The organism is Faecalibacterium sp. BIOML-A4, from assembly GCF_009679665.1.
In the GTDB taxonomy this organism is placed as follows: Bacteria; Bacillota; Clostridia; order Oscillospirales; family Ruminococcaceae; genus Faecalibacterium; species Faecalibacterium taiwanense.
The window spans coordinates 23,005-40,921 of record NZ_WKZG01000021.1 but is presented as its reverse complement, the minus strand read 5'-3'; the positions used below and the strand labels follow the sequence as shown (position 1 = coordinate 40,921).

At 51.5% G+C, this 17,917-nt stretch carries 16 protein-coding genes and 4 pseudogenes; 16 read left to right on the top strand and 4 right to left on the bottom strand.

Features of this window, described 5'->3' with window-relative positions; all coding sequences use genetic code 11:
- The 3 genes and pseudogenes from GKG34_RS13680 to GKG34_RS13670 all read left to right on the top strand — a co-directional run.
- Positions 1 to 207, top strand: a pseudogene (locus GKG34_RS13680) (hypothetical protein); the annotation flags it as partial.
- Positions 208 to 215: 8 nt separating this feature from the next.
- Complete coding sequence (locus GKG34_RS13675) at positions 216 to 731, top strand: YodL domain-containing protein (protein WP_154256547.1); 516 nt, start codon at positions 216 to 218, stop codon at positions 729 to 731.
- The gene (locus GKG34_RS13670) at positions 721 to 924 is read left to right on the top strand and encodes a transposon-transfer assisting family protein (protein WP_154244646.1); all 204 of its coding nucleotides are present in this window, start codon (positions 721 to 723) and stop codon (positions 922 to 924) included. Before GKG34_RS13675 ends, GKG34_RS13670 begins: the two co-directional genes overlap by 11 nt.
- Before the next feature lie 86 nt (positions 925 to 1,010).
- On the opposite strand, the pseudogene GKG34_RS16150 reads toward GKG34_RS13670, so the two are convergent.
- Positions 1,011 to 1,130 (bottom strand): annotated as a pseudogene (locus tag GKG34_RS16150) (DUF5131 family protein); the annotation flags it as partial.
- 389 nt (positions 1,131 to 1,519) lie between these two features.
- Here GKG34_RS16150 and GKG34_RS13660 point away from each other — a divergent pair.
- The 7 genes and pseudogenes from GKG34_RS13660 to GKG34_RS13630 all read left to right on the top strand — a co-directional run bounded on the left by GKG34_RS13660 (position 1,520) and on the right by GKG34_RS13630 (position 6,842).
- Positions 1,520 to 2,194: an alpha/beta hydrolase-fold protein gene (locus GKG34_RS13660; protein ID WP_044954294.1), complete on the top strand. Its 675-nt coding sequence runs from the start codon at positions 1,520 to 1,522 to the stop codon at positions 2,192 to 2,194.
- A gap of 20 nt (positions 2,195 to 2,214) precedes the next feature.
- Entirely contained in the window at positions 2,215 to 3,690 is a 1,476-nt protein-coding gene (locus tag GKG34_RS13655; RefSeq protein WP_005946340.1) for an amino acid adenylation domain-containing protein, read from the top strand.
- Complete coding sequence (locus GKG34_RS13650) at positions 3,690 to 4,160, top strand: GNAT family N-acetyltransferase (protein ID WP_005924656.1); 471 nt, start codon at positions 3,690 to 3,692, stop codon at positions 4,158 to 4,160. The genes GKG34_RS13655 and GKG34_RS13650 overlap by 1 nt, the downstream gene beginning before the upstream one ends.
- Positions 4,161 to 4,239: 79 nt before the next feature.
- Positions 4,240 to 5,131, top strand: a pseudogene (locus GKG34_RS13645) (radical SAM protein).
- 72 nt (positions 5,132 to 5,203) lie between these two features.
- On the top strand, positions 5,204 to 5,479 hold the full coding sequence (locus GKG34_RS13640) for an MmcQ/YjbR family DNA-binding protein (RefSeq protein ID WP_242821974.1): 276 nt from the start codon (positions 5,204 to 5,206) through the stop codon (positions 5,477 to 5,479).
- Between the two features lie 65 nt (positions 5,480 to 5,544).
- Positions 5,545 to 6,066, top strand: coding sequence for a DUF1003 domain-containing protein (locus tag GKG34_RS13635; protein ID WP_015564846.1), 522 nt, complete (start codon positions 5,545 to 5,547; stop codon positions 6,064 to 6,066).
- A gap of 311 nt (positions 6,067 to 6,377) precedes the next feature.
- Positions 6,378 to 6,842 carry an Hsp20/alpha crystallin family protein gene (locus GKG34_RS13630; RefSeq protein ID WP_154256545.1) on the top strand — a complete coding sequence of 155 codons (465 nt, stop codon included), beginning with the start codon at positions 6,378 to 6,380 and terminating at the stop codon, positions 6,840 to 6,842.
- Between the two features lie 116 nt (positions 6,843 to 6,958).
- Here GKG34_RS13630 and GKG34_RS13625 read toward each other — a convergent pair whose 3' ends face one another.
- Positions 6,959 to 7,279, bottom strand: coding sequence for an NAD(P)H-hydrate epimerase (locus tag GKG34_RS13625; protein ID WP_005946353.1), 321 nt, complete (start codon positions 7,277 to 7,279; stop codon positions 6,959 to 6,961).
- A 493-nt stretch (positions 7,280 to 7,772) separates the two neighbouring features.
- The gene (locus tag GKG34_RS13620) at positions 7,773 to 8,180 is read right to left on the bottom strand and encodes a hypothetical protein (RefSeq protein WP_154251302.1); all 408 of its coding nucleotides are present in this window, start codon (positions 8,178 to 8,180) and stop codon (positions 7,773 to 7,775) included.
- On the opposite strand from GKG34_RS13620, the gene GKG34_RS13615 reads away from it, so the two are divergent.
- From GKG34_RS13615 to GKG34_RS13590, 5 genes are all read left to right on the top strand, one after another.
- On the top strand, positions 8,179 to 8,532 hold the full coding sequence (locus GKG34_RS13615; protein WP_005946359.1) for a TnpV protein: 354 nt from the start codon (positions 8,179 to 8,181) through the stop codon (positions 8,530 to 8,532). The genes GKG34_RS13620 and GKG34_RS13615 overlap by 2 nt on opposite strands.
- Positions 8,533 to 8,900: 368 nt before the next feature.
- The gene (locus tag GKG34_RS13605; RefSeq protein ID WP_154256543.1) at positions 8,901 to 14,669 is read left to right on the top strand and encodes a DEAD/DEAH box helicase family protein; all 5,769 of its coding nucleotides are present in this window, start codon (positions 8,901 to 8,903) and stop codon (positions 14,667 to 14,669) included.
- Position 14,670: 1 nt separating this feature from the next.
- Positions 14,671 to 15,000, top strand: coding sequence for a plasmid mobilization relaxosome protein MobC (gene mobC, locus GKG34_RS13600; RefSeq protein ID WP_005924636.1), 330 nt, complete (start codon positions 14,671 to 14,673; stop codon positions 14,998 to 15,000).
- Between the two features lie 110 nt (positions 15,001 to 15,110).
- On the top strand, positions 15,111 to 15,389 hold the full coding sequence (locus GKG34_RS13595) for a hypothetical protein (protein ID WP_005924630.1): 279 nt from the start codon (positions 15,111 to 15,113) through the stop codon (positions 15,387 to 15,389).
- Between the two features lie 62 nt (positions 15,390 to 15,451).
- Positions 15,452 to 16,834, top strand: a complete 1,383-nt coding sequence (locus tag GKG34_RS13590; protein WP_097782399.1) for a relaxase/mobilization nuclease domain-containing protein — start codon at positions 15,452 to 15,454, stop codon at positions 16,832 to 16,834.
- A 56-nt stretch (positions 16,835 to 16,890) separates the two neighbouring features.
- Here GKG34_RS13590 and GKG34_RS13585 read toward each other — a convergent pair whose 3' ends face one another.
- Positions 16,891 to 17,085, bottom strand: a complete 195-nt coding sequence (locus tag GKG34_RS13585) for a DUF3873 family protein (RefSeq protein ID WP_005924624.1) — start codon at positions 17,083 to 17,085, stop codon at positions 16,891 to 16,893.
- Between the two features lie 513 nt (positions 17,086 to 17,598).
- Here GKG34_RS13585 and GKG34_RS13580 point away from each other — a divergent pair.
- Positions 17,599 to 17,805, top strand: a pseudogene (locus GKG34_RS13580) (PfkB family carbohydrate kinase); the annotation flags it as partial.
- Positions 17,806 to 17,917 lie beyond the last annotated feature (112 nt).

Sequence of the window (17,917 nt, the reverse complement as noted above, 5' to 3'; positions counted from 1 at the left end):
CAGGAAGCCCGTGAGCAGATTCTGGAAGCGCACCACATGGAAAAGGGGCGGCGGCTGTTGCAGGACTACGATGCCGTCATGGACAAAGTTTCGGAAGCCGAGGAACTGAGTGCAGACCATCGCCCTTCCACACTGGAAAAGCTGGCAGAACTGGCAAGTGATACGTCTGCGCCAAAATCGTCTGCACGTTCTGCGCCTGAACTGTGAGGTGGACGATGCAGCAAAAATGGAACCAGAATTTTGACGGTGAACCCATGACGGACATCCCTCAGAAGTTTCTGAACGCAGGGTGCGATGTTTATATGGTGATGCAGCTGAGGCATGACGAAAAAATCTTCGATGAAAGATTTGCTTCCATGCGGGAGTTGAATCGTCGAGGCAAAACGCCCGACCCGGAGCATTACGAGGTCACCTACTATGCTGATCTGCCCGCCATGTGGCAGGATGTGCCGGACAACGAGGTTCTGGAAGAACTGTTTCAGATGTTCAACCTCTCCCGTCCGCAGGATTTTGAGGGGCACAGCCTGTCGGTCAGCGATGTGATTGCACTCAAACGCAATGGCGAGATATCTGTGCATTATGTGGACAGCATCGGCTTCAAGGAACTGCCGGGGTTTCTGGACAAGCAGCCGGAACGCCATTCGGTACTGATGAATCTCAAGGAAAAGTGCGATGCCCCGGAGTGCAATCCTACCGTCTGCCGGAAAGCGAGGGCTGAACATGAACTTTGACCACGAGGAATTGACCCTGATGATGCTCTACAACACCGGCACCCGGCTGGGGCTTATCCACGAGTTGCGGCTCATGCAGTGCTACCTGATGCCCGATGAAACTGCCCTGCGGGAACTGTCGGAGGGCGTTATCGAAAAGCTGAAACTGCTGACCGATGCGGAGTTTGCCGAACTGGAATTTCCACTGGACTGATCTTTGCCGCCTGCGGGCGGCGTACATATTCTCTTTTTGCATTTGGTGTGATATACTGAACTCGACAAATCGGAATTTGTCTTGACTTTATAAATTTCCCCGCCTGATTTGCCCCGTTCATTGTCCAGATAGTACATATAGCAGTGGTCACAGCCCTCACTGTATTTGCGGCAGCCATGCCAGGGATTCCAAATATCACTGCTCATACCGATTCCTTTCCAGTTCGCAAATCAGACTGTGAGGCATTCTTCGTGGCCCACGTACCGCACCAATCCCATAGGCTTTCAGCTTCTCAAACGGGAGAAAAGACGGGTTGTACTGATCCAGCTTTTTCAATCTCATCACATGGTTCATATGTACGTTGCCATCATCATAATGGTAAGGAATATTGACTTCTGTAGCTTCGCACCGATATAGAACAGCGGAAACCGGGGCCGTAACATATAGACAGACAACATCGCCAACGGCTACTTCCTCCTGTTTATAGCCTTGGTCAGTAGTTTGATACTATGTACGAACTTTCTGCGTACTTGCTTTCGTTTTCGGATACCGTACAATATTTATACAATGAATCGTCAAGAGAGGAGGCAACAAGGTGACTTCTTTAACCATAGAACAAAAAAGAGTGGACATATACCCAAGCGCAAAGCCGGGCAGCCCAGTTATCTATCTCAACACCTTTTCCAATGCCGTTAACAGTGTGTATAAAAACCTGATGGCGCTCGGCTGCCCAGATTTCAGTCTGGTGGCGGTCAGTAAGCTGAAATGGGATCATGACATGACACCGTGGTATATGGGGCCGATCTCTAAACACGATACGCCCTGCACCGGGGGTGCGGATGATTACCTGAAACTGCTTCTGGATGAAATTATGCCGGAAGCGGAAGCGCTCCTTCCCGGTGCGCCCGCCTGGCGGGGCCTCGCCGGTTACTCGCTGGCCGGGCTGTTCGCCCTCTACGCTCTCTACCAAACGGATGTGTTTGCCCGCGCAGCGAGTATGTCAGGTTCCTTCTGGTTTGAGGGCATCATGGAATATGTGTGCTCCCATGAGATGAAGCGCAAACCTGACTGTCTGTATTTTTCTCTCGGAGACAAGGAGAGCTCCACCGATAATCCGATTTTGAACGTTGTGCAGCAGAATACGCAGAAGATAGAAACACTGTGCCACGGGAAAGGCATCGAAACCACCTTCGTACTGAACAGTGGCAGCCACTATCAGGCGTGCAACAAGCGCACAGCGGCTGGCATTCACTGGATATTAAATAGATAAACCGACAAGGAGATAAAACGATGGATACGATCTATTCGCTTTTTCAGAAGGTAGTTAAAGAACATGAAAATGCCCCGGCTATCATTGAAAACGACCGCACCATGACTTTTGGAGAGCTGTCCAACATGGTGGATATGATCACGTGCAGCTTTCCGCAGGAAGTACACAGCATCGGCATCGTCATGCGTCACCGAACCGAGATGATTGCCTCGATTCTGGCGGTACTCAAATGCGGCGGCCGATACGTCCCAGCCGAGCCGGATTTTCCCACCGGGCGCATCCATGACATGATGACCGAGGCACAGGTGGATTTTGTGCTGACGGAACACGCCTTTGCGCCCAAACTGAACAGTTTCCCCATCCGCTATACAGATTGTGAGATCTGCGGCGTGGAGACGCCCTCCTGGAAGCGCAACGCCGTGGAGGACCCGGAACGCCCCGCCTATGTGCTGTATACCTCCGGCACGACCGGGCGGCCCAAAGGCGTCTGTGTTACCAACCGCAATGTCTGCCACTATGTGCGCGCCTTTGCGAATGAGTTCCACCCCGGCCCCGGCGATGTCATGCTGCAATATTCCGTCTGTTCCTTTGACATCTTTGTGGAGGAAGTGTTCACCAGCCTGCTGAATGGCGCCGCTCTGGCCATCCCCTCTGACGAGGACAAGGCCGACATCCATGCGTTGATGGCTTTTGTGGAACGCCACCATGTGACTATGATCAGCGGCTTTCCGTATCTGCTGGCAGAAATGAACCACCTGTCTGTCATTCCGTCCTCTCTGCGGCTGCTTATCAGCGGCGGCGATGTGTTGCGGGGCGTTTATGTGGATCACCTGCTGGACAAAGCAGAGGTTTACAACACCTACGGCCCCTCCGAGACAACGGTCTGCGCCTCCTATTACCGTTGCAATAGTGGAACCGTGTTGGAGGACGGTACCTATCCCATCGGTCATCCTGTACTGGGTGCGCAGATCAGGATTCTGGATCAATCTGGCAACGAGGTTGCCAAAGGGCAGACGGGTGAGATTTGCATTTATGGCGGCGGTGTATCTCTGGGCTACATTGGCGACCATGCCGAGGAAAACAGAGCTTTTGAGCGGCAGCCGGACGGTAGCACCATGTACCGCAGCGGCGATTTGGGCTATATCCTGCCGGATGGCAACATTGCATTCCTGCACCGCAAGGACGACCAGATCATGATTTACGGCAAGCGGGTGGAACTTGCCGAGGTGGAGTCCCGGCTCTATCGGTGCAAGGATGTGCAGCAGGCTATTGTCCGGGCTTTTACAGACGAGGATGGACTGTCCTATATGACCGCCTATGTGGTGCCTTCCGACAATAAGCTGAAAGTCTCGGAAGTAAAAAAAGAACTGTCTGAAAATTTGACTTCCTTTATGATCCCAGAGTTCTTTGTGAAGATGAAGCAGATTCCTTTGAATGTCAACGGTAAGCCGGATGTGTCGAAACTGCCGGTGGTAATGAAAGCGGGGGCATTATAATGGAGATTCAGATCCGGCAGGCCACGATCCAGGACCTGAATGTATTGATGCAATGGCGAATGGAAGTCTTGCATGAGGTATTCTCCATCCCCTCGGAGCGGTCTGTAACAGAGCTGGAATCGGAAAATCGCCGCTACTATCAAACAGAACTGCCGCAGGGCGGACATATTGCCTGCTTTGCCTACGTAGGGGAGGAAATCGTCGGCTGCGGCGGGATATGCCTCTATCATGAGATGCCCTCACCGGACAATCTAAACGGGAAATGTGCCTACCTGATGAACATTTATACCCGGCCGCAGTTTCGCGGACACGGCATAGGGAACAGAATCGTCAGGTGGCTTGTAGAGCAGGCTCGTCAGCGGCATATTTCAAAAATTTATCTTGAAACCTCAAACAAAGGCAGGCCGCTGTATCAAACAATCGGTTTTGCCGATATGAAGGATATGATGAAACTGTCCCGTGAAAAATAAGCAAAATCAAAGGAGCATACATACAATGGAGCCAATCATCTGAAACGTTGAAGTAAAAAGCGTCCTCACAAAATCCAATTTGCCTGTGAGTGATTATTCGGTCAATCCTTATGTGGGCTGTGGCCACGGCTGCAAATATTGCTACGCATCTTTTATGAAGCGTTTTACCAATCACCCGGAGCCCTGGGGAGAGTTCATAGACGTTAAATTTTGGCCGGAAATCAAACACCCGGAGCGGTATGCAGGGAAAGAACTGTTTCTCTGTTACGTGACCGACCCATATCAGCCGCTGGAGGAAACCGTCTGCCGCACCCGCGCCATTTTGGAGCAGATGCAGGGCAGCGAATGTAGCCTCAGTATTGCTACCAAGTCTGACCTGGTGCTGCGTGACCTTGACCTCATTAAAACATTCCCCAATGCGCGGGTATCCTGGTCGATCAAACACACTGGACGAAGATTTTCGCGCTGATATGGACAATGCAGTGAGCATTGAGCGGCGGCTGGCCGCTATGAAAGCATTCCATGATGCTGGTGTGCGCACCACCTGCTTTATCTCGCCGATTTTCCCCGGCCTCACCGACCTGCCCTCCATCATCCACCGGGCGAAGAATCAATGTAATTTGGTCTGGCTGGAAAACCTAAACTTGCGGGGCGGTTATAAGAAAACGATTTTTGACTATATAACGGAAAAACATCCAGACCTGCTGCCGCTGTACGATACCATTTACAATAAAAAAGAACGCAGCTACTGGTCAATGCTGGATGCGCAGATGCGGCAGTTTTGCCAAGAGGAAGGGCTACTGTATGTCCGGGATGATGATTCCATCAAACGCCCGTTCAACGATCCGCCTATCGTGGTCAATTATTTTTTCAACGAAGAGATTATCCCTCGGCCAAAATGCAGAAGAACAGGTAATCAAAACTATATAGTAACATGCAGAAAGCTAGAAGTTGTAGAGGTGAGGTTATGAAACGCGCAGAATTAGAATCAGACATATAACGCCGAGACAGATTATCCGTGGCTCAAATATCCGAATTATGAGGTGTTCCGGCATTGTAATAATCGGAAGTGGTTTGCTCTGATTATGGATGTACCAAAGAACAAGCTGGGGCTGCAAGGCGAAGAAATGCTGAAAGTGGTCGATTTCAAATGTGACCCAATTCTGATTGGCACACTACGAGAGGAACCCGGCTTCTTCCCGGCGTATCACATGAGCAAGGATAGCTGGATTACTGTTGCACTGGATGGCAGCGTATCAGATGACAAAACCAAAATGTTGCTTGATATGAGTTATGAAGCAACGATACCCAAAACATGAAAAAAGAGATACTGACAAATTCCAGTTTACCACCCAAGAACATCCATGAGAGAGGAGTGACCGTTATGAAGGAAAACAGAAAACTATTAAAAGAAGTGCTCAAGGACATCCGGCACGACATGACCGATGAGGAAGTGCTGAATCTGCTGGCAGACAGTAAGATCTCCGTCAGTCCTGAAAGCGAAAAAGAAAAGTATACGCTGGGGCAGCGTGCAGCAGATTCCATTGCAAAATTTGCCGGAAGCTGGGCGTTTATCTTTTCCTTTACCGGTGTTCTGATTCTTTGGATGGTGGTCAACACGGTGCTGGCTGCCAAAGCGTTTGACCCGTATCCGTTTATTCTGCTGAATCTGGTACTGTCCTGTGTGGCGGCAATTCAGGCACCGTTGATCATGATGAGCCAGAACCGTCAGGAGGAAAAAGACCGCCGCAGAGCGGAAAATGACTATAAAGTCAACCTGAAGACCGAGATCATGATCGAGGACCTGTACGATAAAGTAAACGCCATTCTTGCCAAGCAGTCCGCACTGGAAAAGCGGCTGCAAAACGATGGCAAAAATCATACAAAGCAGCAGGAAAACAACTGAATCCTAGCTTTTTTGCGCCAAAATGGGATAAGCCGGAAAGAAAACGGTGTGCGATTCCATCTCCCGGTGTTGATTTTTGTCTCATTGTGGTAATGGGGGGAAAGACAGATACAAGATATTGTTGCAAAAGTATTATTTTTTCGTGAATATTAGCACTCTGCTATTGACAGTGCTAATGAACGGTGCTATAACAGTGGCGTGCTCAGGAGGAAGGGAAAAAGGAGAGCCGCAAGACTCCCCGGAAAGCTCTTCCGAGTGGACGCTTCAGATTTTTTGCCCCGACCCGAACGCCGGGATTGGAGGAATGATTTATGCTTATGCCGACTGTTTTCCATGAAAACCTGTTCGATGATTTCTTCGATCCGTTCTGGAATGACGCTGCACTGGAACGTATGATGAACCGTGAGGCTCGTGATACCTTTGGTAAGCGTGGTGCAAACATGATGAAGACCGATGTCAAACAGACGGACAACGGTTACGAAGTAGCTGTTGACCTGCCGGGCTGCAAGAAGGAAGACGTTCAGATGGATCTGAACGACGGCTACCTGACCATTCAGGCAGTGCGCAGCCACAGTAATGACGAAAAGGATAAGAAGGGCCGCTATCTGCGGCACGAATCCTTCTCCGGCACCTGCGCACGCAGTTTCTACGTGGGCGATGTGAAGAAGGAAGACATCCACGCAAAGTTCGAGGATGGCATCCTGCACGTCGAGCTGCCTGCTCCTCAGCAGACGAAGGCTTTGCCTGAGAACCCGAATCTGATTGCAATCGAGTAAAACGCCGGTCGTGTGCGCCAAGGCACAACGCACATAAGATGCCCCCGGAGAGCCGCAACAAGCCCTCCGGGGGCATTTTTTGTTTCCCGGTATTTTTCCGCAGCGGCAAGCCTTCGTCAAAACTCCGGGTGCCATTCATCCCGGATGCCAATGTCAGCACAGATGATTTTTCCGCACAGCGGCGCAGAAGCTTCTGCCATATGCAAAGGCTTATAACTGTCGAAGGTTACGGTCAAATCTGCATAGGCAGCACCCTCGGCAACCTCCCCGGTATCCGTGTTGATGCCGCTGGGCAGGTCTACAGCCAGCACAAAGGTGTCGCTCTTATGCAGACGGCGTATCAGCCCGCAGGCAGCAAGACCGGAAGGCCGAAGTGCACCATGGAACCCGGTGCCATAGAGAGCATAGCCAATGGATACCACAAAAAGATCACCCATCGACCGTCTGCTGGAGATGGCAGAAAAGTTTGCCGCAAAACACGAATAAACTACCATAGATTCCATAAGCGAGTGACCTGAAAAGGCCGCTCGCTTTTTTGTTTACAACGAGATTGAAGGGAGGAACGCTATGCCAAGCAAAACCGAAGAATATCTCGCCCTTGCCCAGCGCACGGCCAACGGCTTGACCCGGTACTGGGAAAGCTGGACGGACTACCTGACCACTGCATCCCGACTGTACAAGTACCCCTTTGCAGACCAGCTGATGATCTACGCCCAGCGGCCCGATGCCACCGCCTGCGCCGACTATGACATCTGGAACAACCGGATGAACCGTTATGTCCGGCGCGGTTCTAAGGGCATCGCCCTGCTGGATGAATCCAGCGGATTCCCGCGCCTGCACTACGTTTTCGATGTGTCGGACACCGGGGTGCGCCGTAATTCCCGTGACCCCGACCTGTGGCAGTACAACGATGACCTGAAACAGCCGGTTTCAGAAATGCTCGCCGCCACCTACGGCATCAGCGGAGAGCGTGTCAGCCAGCAGCTTGCGGATGTTGCCGGGAAACTGGTGGCGGATTACTGGGACAACAACAGCGAGGACATCAGCGCCATCGTTGACGGTTCGCTGCTGATGGATTATGATGAAGCCGGGGTGGAGATGCAGTTCAAGTCTGCCGCCGCCATTAGCGTCACCTACACGCTGCTGGAACGCTGTGGATTTGAGCCGGATGGCTATTTTGACAAAGACAGTTTTCAGGCCATCTACGATTTTTCTACCCCGGACACTGTCTACACACTCGGTGCCGCAGTCAGCGACATCAGCCGCGAAGTCCTGCGCACCGTCGAGCGGGCAGTCAAAACGACCATCCGCCGCCGAAACAATGAAAGGAGCCAGCATGAATATGAGCAGCAATCTGAACTACACGCAGACCGGGGATTATCTTCTCCCGAACCTGACCCTGCATCAGCCGAAGACCCCGCTGGGCAAGTACGGCAGGATGCGCCTGAGCTTTCTGAGGCAGCAGCACCCGGTTCTGTACCACACGATGCTCCTGAACGGGAGCCTGTACCCGACCCTGACCGAACTGGAGCAGACCGCAGCAGCGATGAAGAAGCAACTGATGGCCGATCTGCTGGCGAAGAACCCGGCCCCGGACAAGGAGAAGAATCAGATGGCGTGGGTACAGCACATGAACAGCCTACAGGAGCAGGTCGAGGAAGTGATTCGGACGGAACTGATCTACAGCTAAGTTTTCTGGATGCCGTCATCCCCACCGAAGCCCAGCAAATTGAACATATCGACCGAGCGGAGAGCGAAAAATCGCCCTCCGCTTTTGTTTTGTCGCAAGCTGAAATTGAGAATGAACTGCGCAAGCATGGTTCCGGTTTTCAGGATGGCAAGCAGCGGATCATCGAACTGTACCAGACACAGCCCGACCGCAAACTCCGCGCTAAAGCATTGGCGAAAGAGTACGGCATCGGCGGACATTCGCAGGATTTTCTGGATGGCAGCAGCGGTTTTGTAAATCATGATGGAAAAGGACTTGAATTTGACCACTACCCGGATCATCAAAAGGTTACGTTAAGCTGGACACAGGTCGAGAAATACATCGACCTGATGATTCAGTCTGACCGCTACCTGACCGATAAGGAAAAAGAGCATCGTGCCGCCGTGCAGGAAGCGGAACGACAGCTCCCAATGCTGGATGGTGATGCCGCTGCCGAATACAATGCTCTGAAAGAGCAGTACCCCAATACCCTGATTGGCTTTGAACTGGGCGGATATTTTCTGTTCTATGACAAAGATGCAATCACTGTAAAGGAAGTTTTTCGTTCTAATTTGCTGTCACAGGAAAATGCGCTGGGAAAAGTCAAAGTGACCGGCTTTTTGCGCAGAGAGTGGGTAGCAAAATCGCAGAAGCTGTGGGCCGAGGGCAACAGCATCTATCTAGCCGGACAGGGCGGAGATGGTACCCACCATCAGACAAAATATCTGCGAGAGGAAGATTATCTGCCGATCGGCATCATCGTCAAGCTAGATGGCCGGGATTTCCGTGTGGATCACGTCAACTTCATGTTCAAATCCGTCAGCTTGCAGGACATGGACTTGACCAACAGCGGACAGCCCATCTTCCGGGTTGAACGGTTGCCCAATATCCGGGAACTGTATGAACAGCAGCAGGATGAAATTATTGACGTTTCTCCTGAAAAGGCTGTTGATTACAAGGTCGGTGACGAAGTTGTTGTTGACCTTCCCACCCGAACCATCGAAGGCAAAATCGGCTATGTTGGCGAAACCGATGTGCGCATCGACACCAGCGCGCATGGGCAGTCGTGGGATAACGAGGTACTCAACAAGCAGCAATTCGAGGACGGTCTGCGGCGGGATGAACCTACACCTGATGAGGAACTGGACAAGTTGCCTATCTCTGTGGAGGTCAATGGCGAGTGGCAGACCTTTCCGGATGCTGTTGCCGCAGACGAAGCCCTGAACGCTGAACCGATGCCGGAAGCCGCAGGAAATTTTCACATCACGGATGATAATTTGGGTGTCGGAGGCCCCAAGCAGAAATTCGCCCGCAATATTGAAGCCATCCAGACCTTGCGCACTTTGGAGCAGGAGCATCGCGGTGCCACCGCCGAGGAGCAGCAGGTGCTTTCGCAGTATGTAGGCTGGGGCGGTCTTGCAGATGTCTTTGACCCCAACAAGGAAAACTGGTCTGCCGAGTACACCCAACTGAAAGGGTTGCTCACCGAAGAGGAGTATGCCGCCGCCCGCGCTTCCACTCTGAATGCCCACTATACCTCTCCGGTGGTAATTCGCGCCATCTATGATGCTGTGGAAAAGATGGGCTTCCAGTCTGGAAATATCTTGGAGCCTTCCTTGGGTATTGGCAACTTTTTCGGTATGCTGCCCTCTGGCATGGCTGACAGCCGTCTGTATGGTGTGGAACTGGATTCCATCACCGGACGCATCGCCCAAAAACTATATCCACAGGCCGACATTACGGTTGCTGGCTTTGAAACCACCGACCGCCGAGATTTTTACGACCTTGCCGTAGGTAATGTCCCTTTCGGTCAGTACAAAGTCAACGACAAGGCGTACAACAAACTGGGTTTTTCTATCCACAACTACTTTTTCGCCAAGACTATCGACCAGATCCGACCGGGCGGCGTGATTGCTTTCGTGACCAGCCGTTTCACGATGGACAGCAAAGACAGCAGTGCCCGCAAGTACATGGCGGAACGTGCTGATTTGCTGGGAGCCATCCGCTTACCCAACAACGCTTTTAAGGCAAATGCAAGCACCGAGGTTGTTTCGGATATCCTCTTTTTGCAGAAGCGTGACCGCCCTGCAGACATCGAACCTGCATGGGTGCAGCTGGGGCAGACCGAAGATGGCTTCAATATCAATCAGTATTTTGTAGACCATCCGGAAATGGTGCTGGGAAATTTGGAACTAGAAAGCACCCAGTACGGCCATGACCTGACCGTTGCACCAATCGAAGATGCAAACCTTGCAGACCAGCTTACCGAAGCGGTGCAGCACATCGAGGGCCAGTACACTGCGGTGGAGATTGCCGCTCCGGACGTTGCCGATGCGGAAGTGCAGCGCAAAACTCTGCCCGCAGACCCTACCGTGAAGAATTTCAGCTATACTGTGGTGGATGGTGAAATCTACTACCGCGAGAACTCCATCATGACACAGATTGAACTGTCCGACAACGCCAAAGGCCGTGTGGCTGGCATGGTGGAACTGCGGCAGATCGTCAACGAGTTGATCGACCAGCAGTTGAATGACTTCCCGGACGAGGATATCAAGGCATCGCAGGCAAAGCTGAATTATGCCTACGATGCGTTTACTGCAAAATACGGTCTGATCAACGACAAGAAAAATGCCCGCCTGTTCGATGATGACAGCTCCTATTATCTGCTCTGCTCGCTGGAGAATCTGGACGAGAATAAAAATCTCAAATCTAAGGCAGATATGTTCACCAAGCGGACGATTCGCCCAGAACGTATTGTCACCAGCGTGGATACCCCCAGCGAAGCACTGGCGGTATCCATTGGCGAGCATGGCAAGGTTGACCTGCCCTACATGGCCGACCTGCTGGGTACTCCCGGCAACTACGAGCGCATCACCACTGAACTGTCCGGTGTGATCTTCAAAGAGCCTGCCGCTGATGCAGACGACCCGGAAGCTGGTTGGCAGACTGCGGACGAATACCTTTCCGGCAATGTGCGCGATAAGCTTCGCATGGCACAGCTTGCTGCAGAAAGCCACCCGGAGTTCAGGGTCAATGTTGAAGCTCTGGAAAAAGCCCAGCCCAAAGATCTGGAAGCCTCTGAAATTGATGTGCGTTTGGGTGCCACATGGCTTGACCCCTCCATCGTGCAGCAGTTCATGATGGAAACTTTTCAGCCACCCTATCGCATCCGCTACAACAACGCCATCACCGTCCGTTACTCTCCTTATACTTCCGAATGGCGGATCAGCAATAAATCTGCTACTGGCTACGGTGACATTATGGCCACCGAAACCTACGGCACCCGCCGGGCCAATGCCTATAAAATCTTGGAGGACACACTGAACTTGCGCGACAGCCGCGTCTATGATACCATCGAGGAGGATGGCAAGGAAAAACGTGTGCTGAACCAGAACGAAACCACCCTCGCCCAGCAGAAACAGCAGGCCATCAAGGACGCATTTGCTGGCTGGGTCTGGAAAGATCCACAGCGACGCGCCCTACTGGTAAAAAAGTACAACGAGCTTTTTAACAGCACCCGCCCCCGTGAGTATGACGGTAGTCACATTCATTTTGTGGGCATGAACCCGGAGATCAATTTGCGAGAGCATCAGCGCAATGCGGTTGCCCATGTGCTGTATGGGTACAACACCCTTTTGGCGCACGAAGTCGGTGCTGGCAAGAGTTTTGAGATGGCGGCTTCCGCTATGGAACTGAAACGTCTGGGCTTGTGTCAGAAAAGTCTTTTTGTCGTGCCAAACCATTTGACGGAACAATGGGCCAGCGAGTTTTTACGTCTGTACCCCCATGCGAAGCTGCTGGTTACCAGCAAGAAAGATTTTGAACCCGGTAATCGAAAAAAATTCTGTGCGAGAATTGCGACCGGTGATTATGATGCAGTTATCATCGGACACAGCCAGTTTGAAAAGATACCCTTGTCCGCAGAACGACAGGAGCGTCTGATTCAGGAACAGATGGATGAAATCGAGGAGGCCATCGAAGAAGCGAAAGCACAGGTTGGCGAGCATTTCACAGTAAAGCAGCTGGAAAAGTTGCGCAAGTCTCTGAAACAGAAACTGGAAAAGCTGCAAGGCGCAGACCGTAAAGATGATGTGGTTACGTTTGAACAATTGGGCGTAGACAGGTTGTTTGTGGATGAGAGCCAAGCGTTTAAGAACCTCTACTTGTACACGAAAATGCGTAATGTCGCAGGTTTGAGTACGAGCGAGGCACAAAAATCCAGCGATATGTTCGGCAAGTGTCGCTATCTGGATGAAATCACCGGTGGCCGTGGCGTGATTTTTGCAACGGGTACACCCCTGAGCAACAGCATGACCGAGATGTACACCCTCATGCGCTATCTCCAGTACAACACCTTACAGCAGAAAGGACTGACCCATTTTGATGCGTGGGCATCCACCTTCGGTGAGACGACCACGGCCATTGAACTTGCGCCCGAAGGTACCGGATACCGTGCACGCACCCGGTTCGCTAAGTTCTTCAACCTTCCCGAATTGATGGCGATGTTCAAAGAAGCGGCGGATATCAAGACCAGTGATCAGTTGAACCTGCCAGTGCCCCAAGCTAAATTTGAAACCGTAGTGGTCAAGCCTTCGGAAATCCAGCAGGACATGGTGCAGGCGTTGAGCGAACGTGCAGCCGAAGTCCACAGCGGTTCTGTTGACCCTTCTGTGGATAATATGTTGAAAATTACGTCGGATGGCCGCAAAATCGGTCTTGATCAGCGGTTGATGAACTCGGCTCTGCCTGATGACCCCAGCAGTAAGTTGAATGCCTGCGTCAACAACGTCCTGCGCATCTGGAACGACACCAAGGAACAGAAGCTGACCCAGCTGATTTTCTGCGATATGTCTACTCCCAAGGGGGACGGTTCGTTCAACGTCTATGACGATATCCGCTCCAAGCTGCTCACTGCTGGTGTGCCAGAGCAGGAAATCGAGTTCATCCACAACGCAGATACGGAGAACAAGAAAGCAGAACTTTTCTCCAAGGTGCGCAGCGGACAGGTGCGTGTGCTGCTGGGCAGCACTGCAAAAATGGGAGCCGGTACAAATGTCCAGACGCTGCTTGTGGCGGTGCATCATCTGGATGTAGGCTGGCGTCCGTCGGATATGACTCAGCGCAATGGCAGAATCATCCGTCAAGGCAATCAAAACAAACAAGTGTACGTCTATAATTACGTCACTGAATCGACATTTGACGCCTACTTGTACCAGACCTTAGAGAATAAGCAGAAGTTCATTTCGCAGATCATGACGAGCAAGTCGCCTATGCGCTCCTGCGATGATATTGATGAGCAGGCTCTGTCTTACGCTGAAATCAAGGCTCTGTGTGCTGGTGACCCGCGCATCCGGGAAAAGATGGATTTGGACGTGCAGGTAGCAAAATTGAAGGTGCTGCGCGGAGACTTCCAGAATCAGAAATATCGTCTGGAGGATAAGCTGCTCAAAACTTTCCCAGAGGAGATCCAGAAACAGAAAACACGCATTGCTGCTTTACAACAGGATTCACAGATTGCAGCAGCACACCCGCAGGACAAAGAAAACTTCTGCGGCATGACCATCAAGGGCATGGTGTACGATGACAAAAAGGCTGCAGGCGAACGGCTGCTGCTGGCTCGGCAAGAGATGCCCAATGCTGATATGATGCTGCTGGGCACCTACCGTGGCTTTGAACTGAACATTCGATTCGACAGCTTCAAAAATGAGCATCAGGCCGTACTCCGGGCAGAGTTGAGTTACCCGGTGTCGCTGGGCGATGATGCGCGCGGCAATATCACTCGTCTGGACAATGCCATCGACAATTTCGCTGACCGTATTGCAGATGCCGAAAATGCTCTGCAAAACCTTAAACAGCAGAAGCAGGCCGCAGAGGTCGAAGTGGCAAAGCCCTTTGCACAGGAGGAAGAACTGGCTGAAAAGTCAGCCCGCCTTGCTGAATTGAACGCCTTGCTGAACATCGACCGTGACCGCAGTTCCTCGCAGGATGCTCCCGAAGAAACCGAGGAAACCGAAACACCTGCAACTCGTCCGTCCGTGCTGGCTGCGCTGGAGGAAAAGGTCAACCAACCGGAACCAGTCAAGCCGTTCAAGAGTTATCTGGATAAGGAGGGGCGATAATGTGAAAAAGCGGGAACACCGTCTATTTATTCGTGTGACCGATGAAGAACGAAACCGCATTTTAGATAAGATGTATGGAATGGGCATCCACAGTCTGAGTGCCTATATCCGCAAAATGGCACTGGATGGCTACTGCCTGAACCTCGACCTTCCACAGCTGCGCCGAATGGCTTATCTGCTTCAGAATTGCAGTAACAATCTGAATCAGGTCGCCAAACGCGCTAACGAAAACGGCAAGATCTACTCTGCCGACCTTGCTGATCTGCGCACCCGGCTGGACGAACTGATTTCCATTGGCAAGCAGATTCTGACTAAACTGGCAAATCTCTAAGAAAATTCCCGCAGTTGGAGGACTGCGGGTGTACATATAATGCTTGACATCCTTGCAGTGCAATAGTCGATACCTTTATAATAAGAGCGAACAGAAAGGAAGTGCCTGATATGATGTCTATCCTGAAGAAAATTGTTCTCTTCCCGGTTTCTCTCTTTGTGGCTTTTCTGGCTCTGATGGCGAAGTGGCTGCTCACGTTGTCCAGCTATGTGGTTGCTCCGCTGATGCTCTACATCTTCGGCTGCGGCATCTACACTGCCTACCGCCAGACTTGGGATCAGTTCTTTATCCTGCTGGTAGCTGAGTTCATCTGCTTCGTTCTCTTTTTCGGTGCAACAGCCATCACCGAGGACATCGGACGTTTCAGTGAGTGGCTTGCCGAACTGTAAGAAATAGTTTTAATCGTTTGCCGCCTTCGGGCGGCATTTTTCTTTTATGGGGGTGATTCAGGATGGCCGCGACACGGCTGATCGCGTTGCACAAAAACAAGGGCAAGTCGGTTGCGGCTTGTCTGAAAAGCCGCACAGACTATGTGCAGAATCCAGATAAGACCGAACAAGGTGAACTGGTAAGCTGCTACGAGTGTAGCCCTCTGACAGTCGATGAAGAATTTATGCTTTCCAAGCGGCAGTATGAACTTGCTACCGGGCGCAGACAGAAAAGCGACATCATCGCCTATCAAATTCGACAGTCTTTCAAACCCGGTGAGATCACCGCCGAGGAAGCCAACAAGGTGGGCTATGAACTTGCCATGCGGTTTACCAAGGGCAAATACGCTTTTATCGTTGCCACCCACACAGACCGTCACCACATCCATAACCATGTGATTTTCAACTCCACCGCATTGGACGGTTCAAAAAAGTTCCGGGATTTTTTCTTTTCGGCACTGGCCGTTCAGCGGTTGAGCGACTTGATTTGTCTGGAGCATCAGCTCTCTGTTATTGAAATAAAGCCCTACCGGGAACGGCAGAAACGTACCCTCTATCCACCCAAAGAAAGCAATCGTGATAGGCTGTGTGACATCATCGACAGCATCCTTGCAGAAAAGCCCAAGGATTACGAAGATTTTCTGCAAAAACTGGAACAACAGGGTTATGAGGTCAAGCGTGGAAAATACACTTCCGTCAAGGGCGCACGGCAGAAGCGGTTCATCCGCTTCAAAACGCTGGGGGCTGGGTACAGTGAGGATGAACTGCAAGCGGTGATTGCGGGAAAAACCGAACACCGTCCGCGTCAGACACAGCCGTTCCAAGAGCCGCCGTTCCAATTGCTGGTTGACATTCAGGCAAAGCTCTCCGAGGGCAAAAGCGAAGGCTATGCACGATGGGCGAAAAAATATAATCTGAAAGAAATGTCCAAGACGCTGATTTTCTTGCAGGAACACAAAATTGGCAGCGCAGATGAACTGAATGAACGCACAGCGGCGGCAACAGAAAAATACCACCAGCTGGGAGATTCCATCAAAGCCGCCGAAACACGGATGGCGGAAATTGCTGTGCTGAAAACGCACATCGTCAATTACGCCAAGACCCACCCAGTCTACGATGCCTACCGGAAAGCGGGATATAGCAAAAAGTTTCTGGATACTCACCGGGAAGAAATCACACTGCACAAAGCAGCCAAGGCCGCTTTCGATGAAACTGGCTTAAAAAAGCTGCCGAAGGTCAAAGCACTGAATGCAGAGTATTCCGATCTTCTGACCCAAAAGAAAGCAGCCTACCCGGACTATCGCAAGGCACGAGAAGAAATGCAGGAGTTGGTAAAGGCACAGAAAAATATTGAATTGTTCTTCGCAGAAGAAAAAGACGCACAGGAAAAGCAGCAGACCCGATAAACGAAAGTCGCCGAGGATTCTAACCCTTTCATGGGGCGGAATCCTCGGCGACTTTTTTAGTTTATGTAGCAGCGATCCTGCGTTACGAGCCAATCTTCACACAGCCGTTGGGCTTCATCTGTTGAGCGGCACACGCAATTGAACAGCTTGCCGTGCAGGGAGCAGTAGGTGTAACGGATTTTGGGCACACCGTTCTCATCCCGAAACTTTGTGTAGCGTTCCTCACCGGGCATCAGATAAAGCTGCTCCATTTCTGCATCGTCCTTTCCGTTTTCATGTGTCAGGCACACAACGCACCTATTCTATCATGAACTTAGGAATTATGCCATTGACGCTTGCACCAAAAAGCACCCCGGATTTTCGGAGAGAGTGTGCATTGACACATTCAATAGCGTTCGGAAAGAACGCGCAGCCTGCACCGGAACGGTGCAGATCAGAAAGGGTTTGGGATTTCCCAACAAGCATTTTGCAACGCAAAATTTGCATTTGTGCGCACGAATGCACTGCTTGCCACAATGGTGTTGGTTCTGAGAAGTTCACAGCCAGTGAGCTATACAGATGCCCAAACCTAAGCTACAATGAAGATGTGCTGAGAGAACGAAGCATTGCTTGAGCTGAACGCTCGTACGCGCAAACTGTTCTCCGCCATCTCCATTGCAGCGTTCGATTGACGCAGGTTGAGTTATCGGCAGATAAAAATGTTGCCGTACATTCGTGTCACAAAGCAAGCTGAATCGGTAATGGGCATAGGCGGAACCGGCATTAATATCCTCGACCGCGTGGGCGGCGGCGATGCCTTCGCCAGCGGCCTCATCTACGCCATGCTGCACGACTACAAGGCCATGGATATGATCAACTTTGCCGTGGCCAGCAGCGCCATCAAGCACACCATCCACGGCGATGCCAACATCACCGACGAAGTAAGCTCCATCCGCAACCTGATGAACATGAACTACGACATCAAGCGTTGAGTTTCGCCTTAGCGCTTCCGTCTGCCGGGAACCGACCGCTGCACGTTGGTTTCCGGCTTTTTTTATACCGTCAGCGTCACAAATTGACACCAATTTATCATTCTTCACGAAG

What these genes read in the sequence shown, in the direction of transcription:
- GKG34_RS13670 (WP_154244646.1), top strand. Translation starts at nt 721, where the DNA reads ATGAACTTTGACCACGAGGAATTGACCCTGATGATGCTCTACAACACC.
- GKG34_RS13650 (WP_005924656.1), top strand. Translation starts at nt 3,690, where the DNA reads ATGGAGATTCAGATCCGGCAGGCCACGATCCAGGACCTGAATGTATTG.
- GKG34_RS13615 (WP_005946359.1), top strand. Translation starts at nt 8,179, where the DNA reads ATGAATATGAGCAGCAATCTGAACTACACGCAGACCGGGGATTATCTT.
- GKG34_RS13605 (WP_154256543.1), top strand. Translation starts at nt 8,901, where the DNA reads ATGATTCAGTCTGACCGCTACCTGACCGATAAGGAAAAAGAGCATCGT.
- GKG34_RS13620 (WP_154251302.1), bottom strand. Translation starts at nt 8,180, where the DNA reads ATGCTGGCTCCTTTCATTGTTTCGGCGGCGGATGGTCGTTTTGACTGC.
- GKG34_RS13655 (WP_005946340.1), top strand. Translation starts at nt 2,215, where the DNA reads ATGGATACGATCTATTCGCTTTTTCAGAAGGTAGTTAAAGAACATGAA.
- GKG34_RS13625 (WP_005946353.1), bottom strand. Translation starts at nt 7,279, where the DNA reads ATGGGTGATCTTTTTGTGGTATCCATTGGCTATGCTCTCTATGGCACC.
- GKG34_RS13590 (WP_097782399.1), top strand. Translation starts at nt 15,452, where the DNA reads ATGGCCGCGACACGGCTGATCGCGTTGCACAAAAACAAGGGCAAGTCG.
- GKG34_RS13585 (WP_005924624.1), bottom strand. Translation starts at nt 17,085, where the DNA reads ATGGAGCAGCTTTATCTGATGCCCGGTGAGGAACGCTACACAAAGTTT.
- GKG34_RS13630 (WP_154256545.1), top strand. Translation starts at nt 6,378, where the DNA reads ATGCTTATGCCGACTGTTTTCCATGAAAACCTGTTCGATGATTTCTTC.
- GKG34_RS13595 (WP_005924630.1), top strand. Translation starts at nt 15,111, where the DNA reads ATGATGTCTATCCTGAAGAAAATTGTTCTCTTCCCGGTTTCTCTCTTT.
- GKG34_RS13635 (WP_015564846.1), top strand. Translation starts at nt 5,545, where the DNA reads ATGAAGGAAAACAGAAAACTATTAAAAGAAGTGCTCAAGGACATCCGG.
- GKG34_RS13675 (WP_154256547.1), top strand. Translation starts at nt 216, where the DNA reads ATGCAGCAAAAATGGAACCAGAATTTTGACGGTGAACCCATGACGGAC.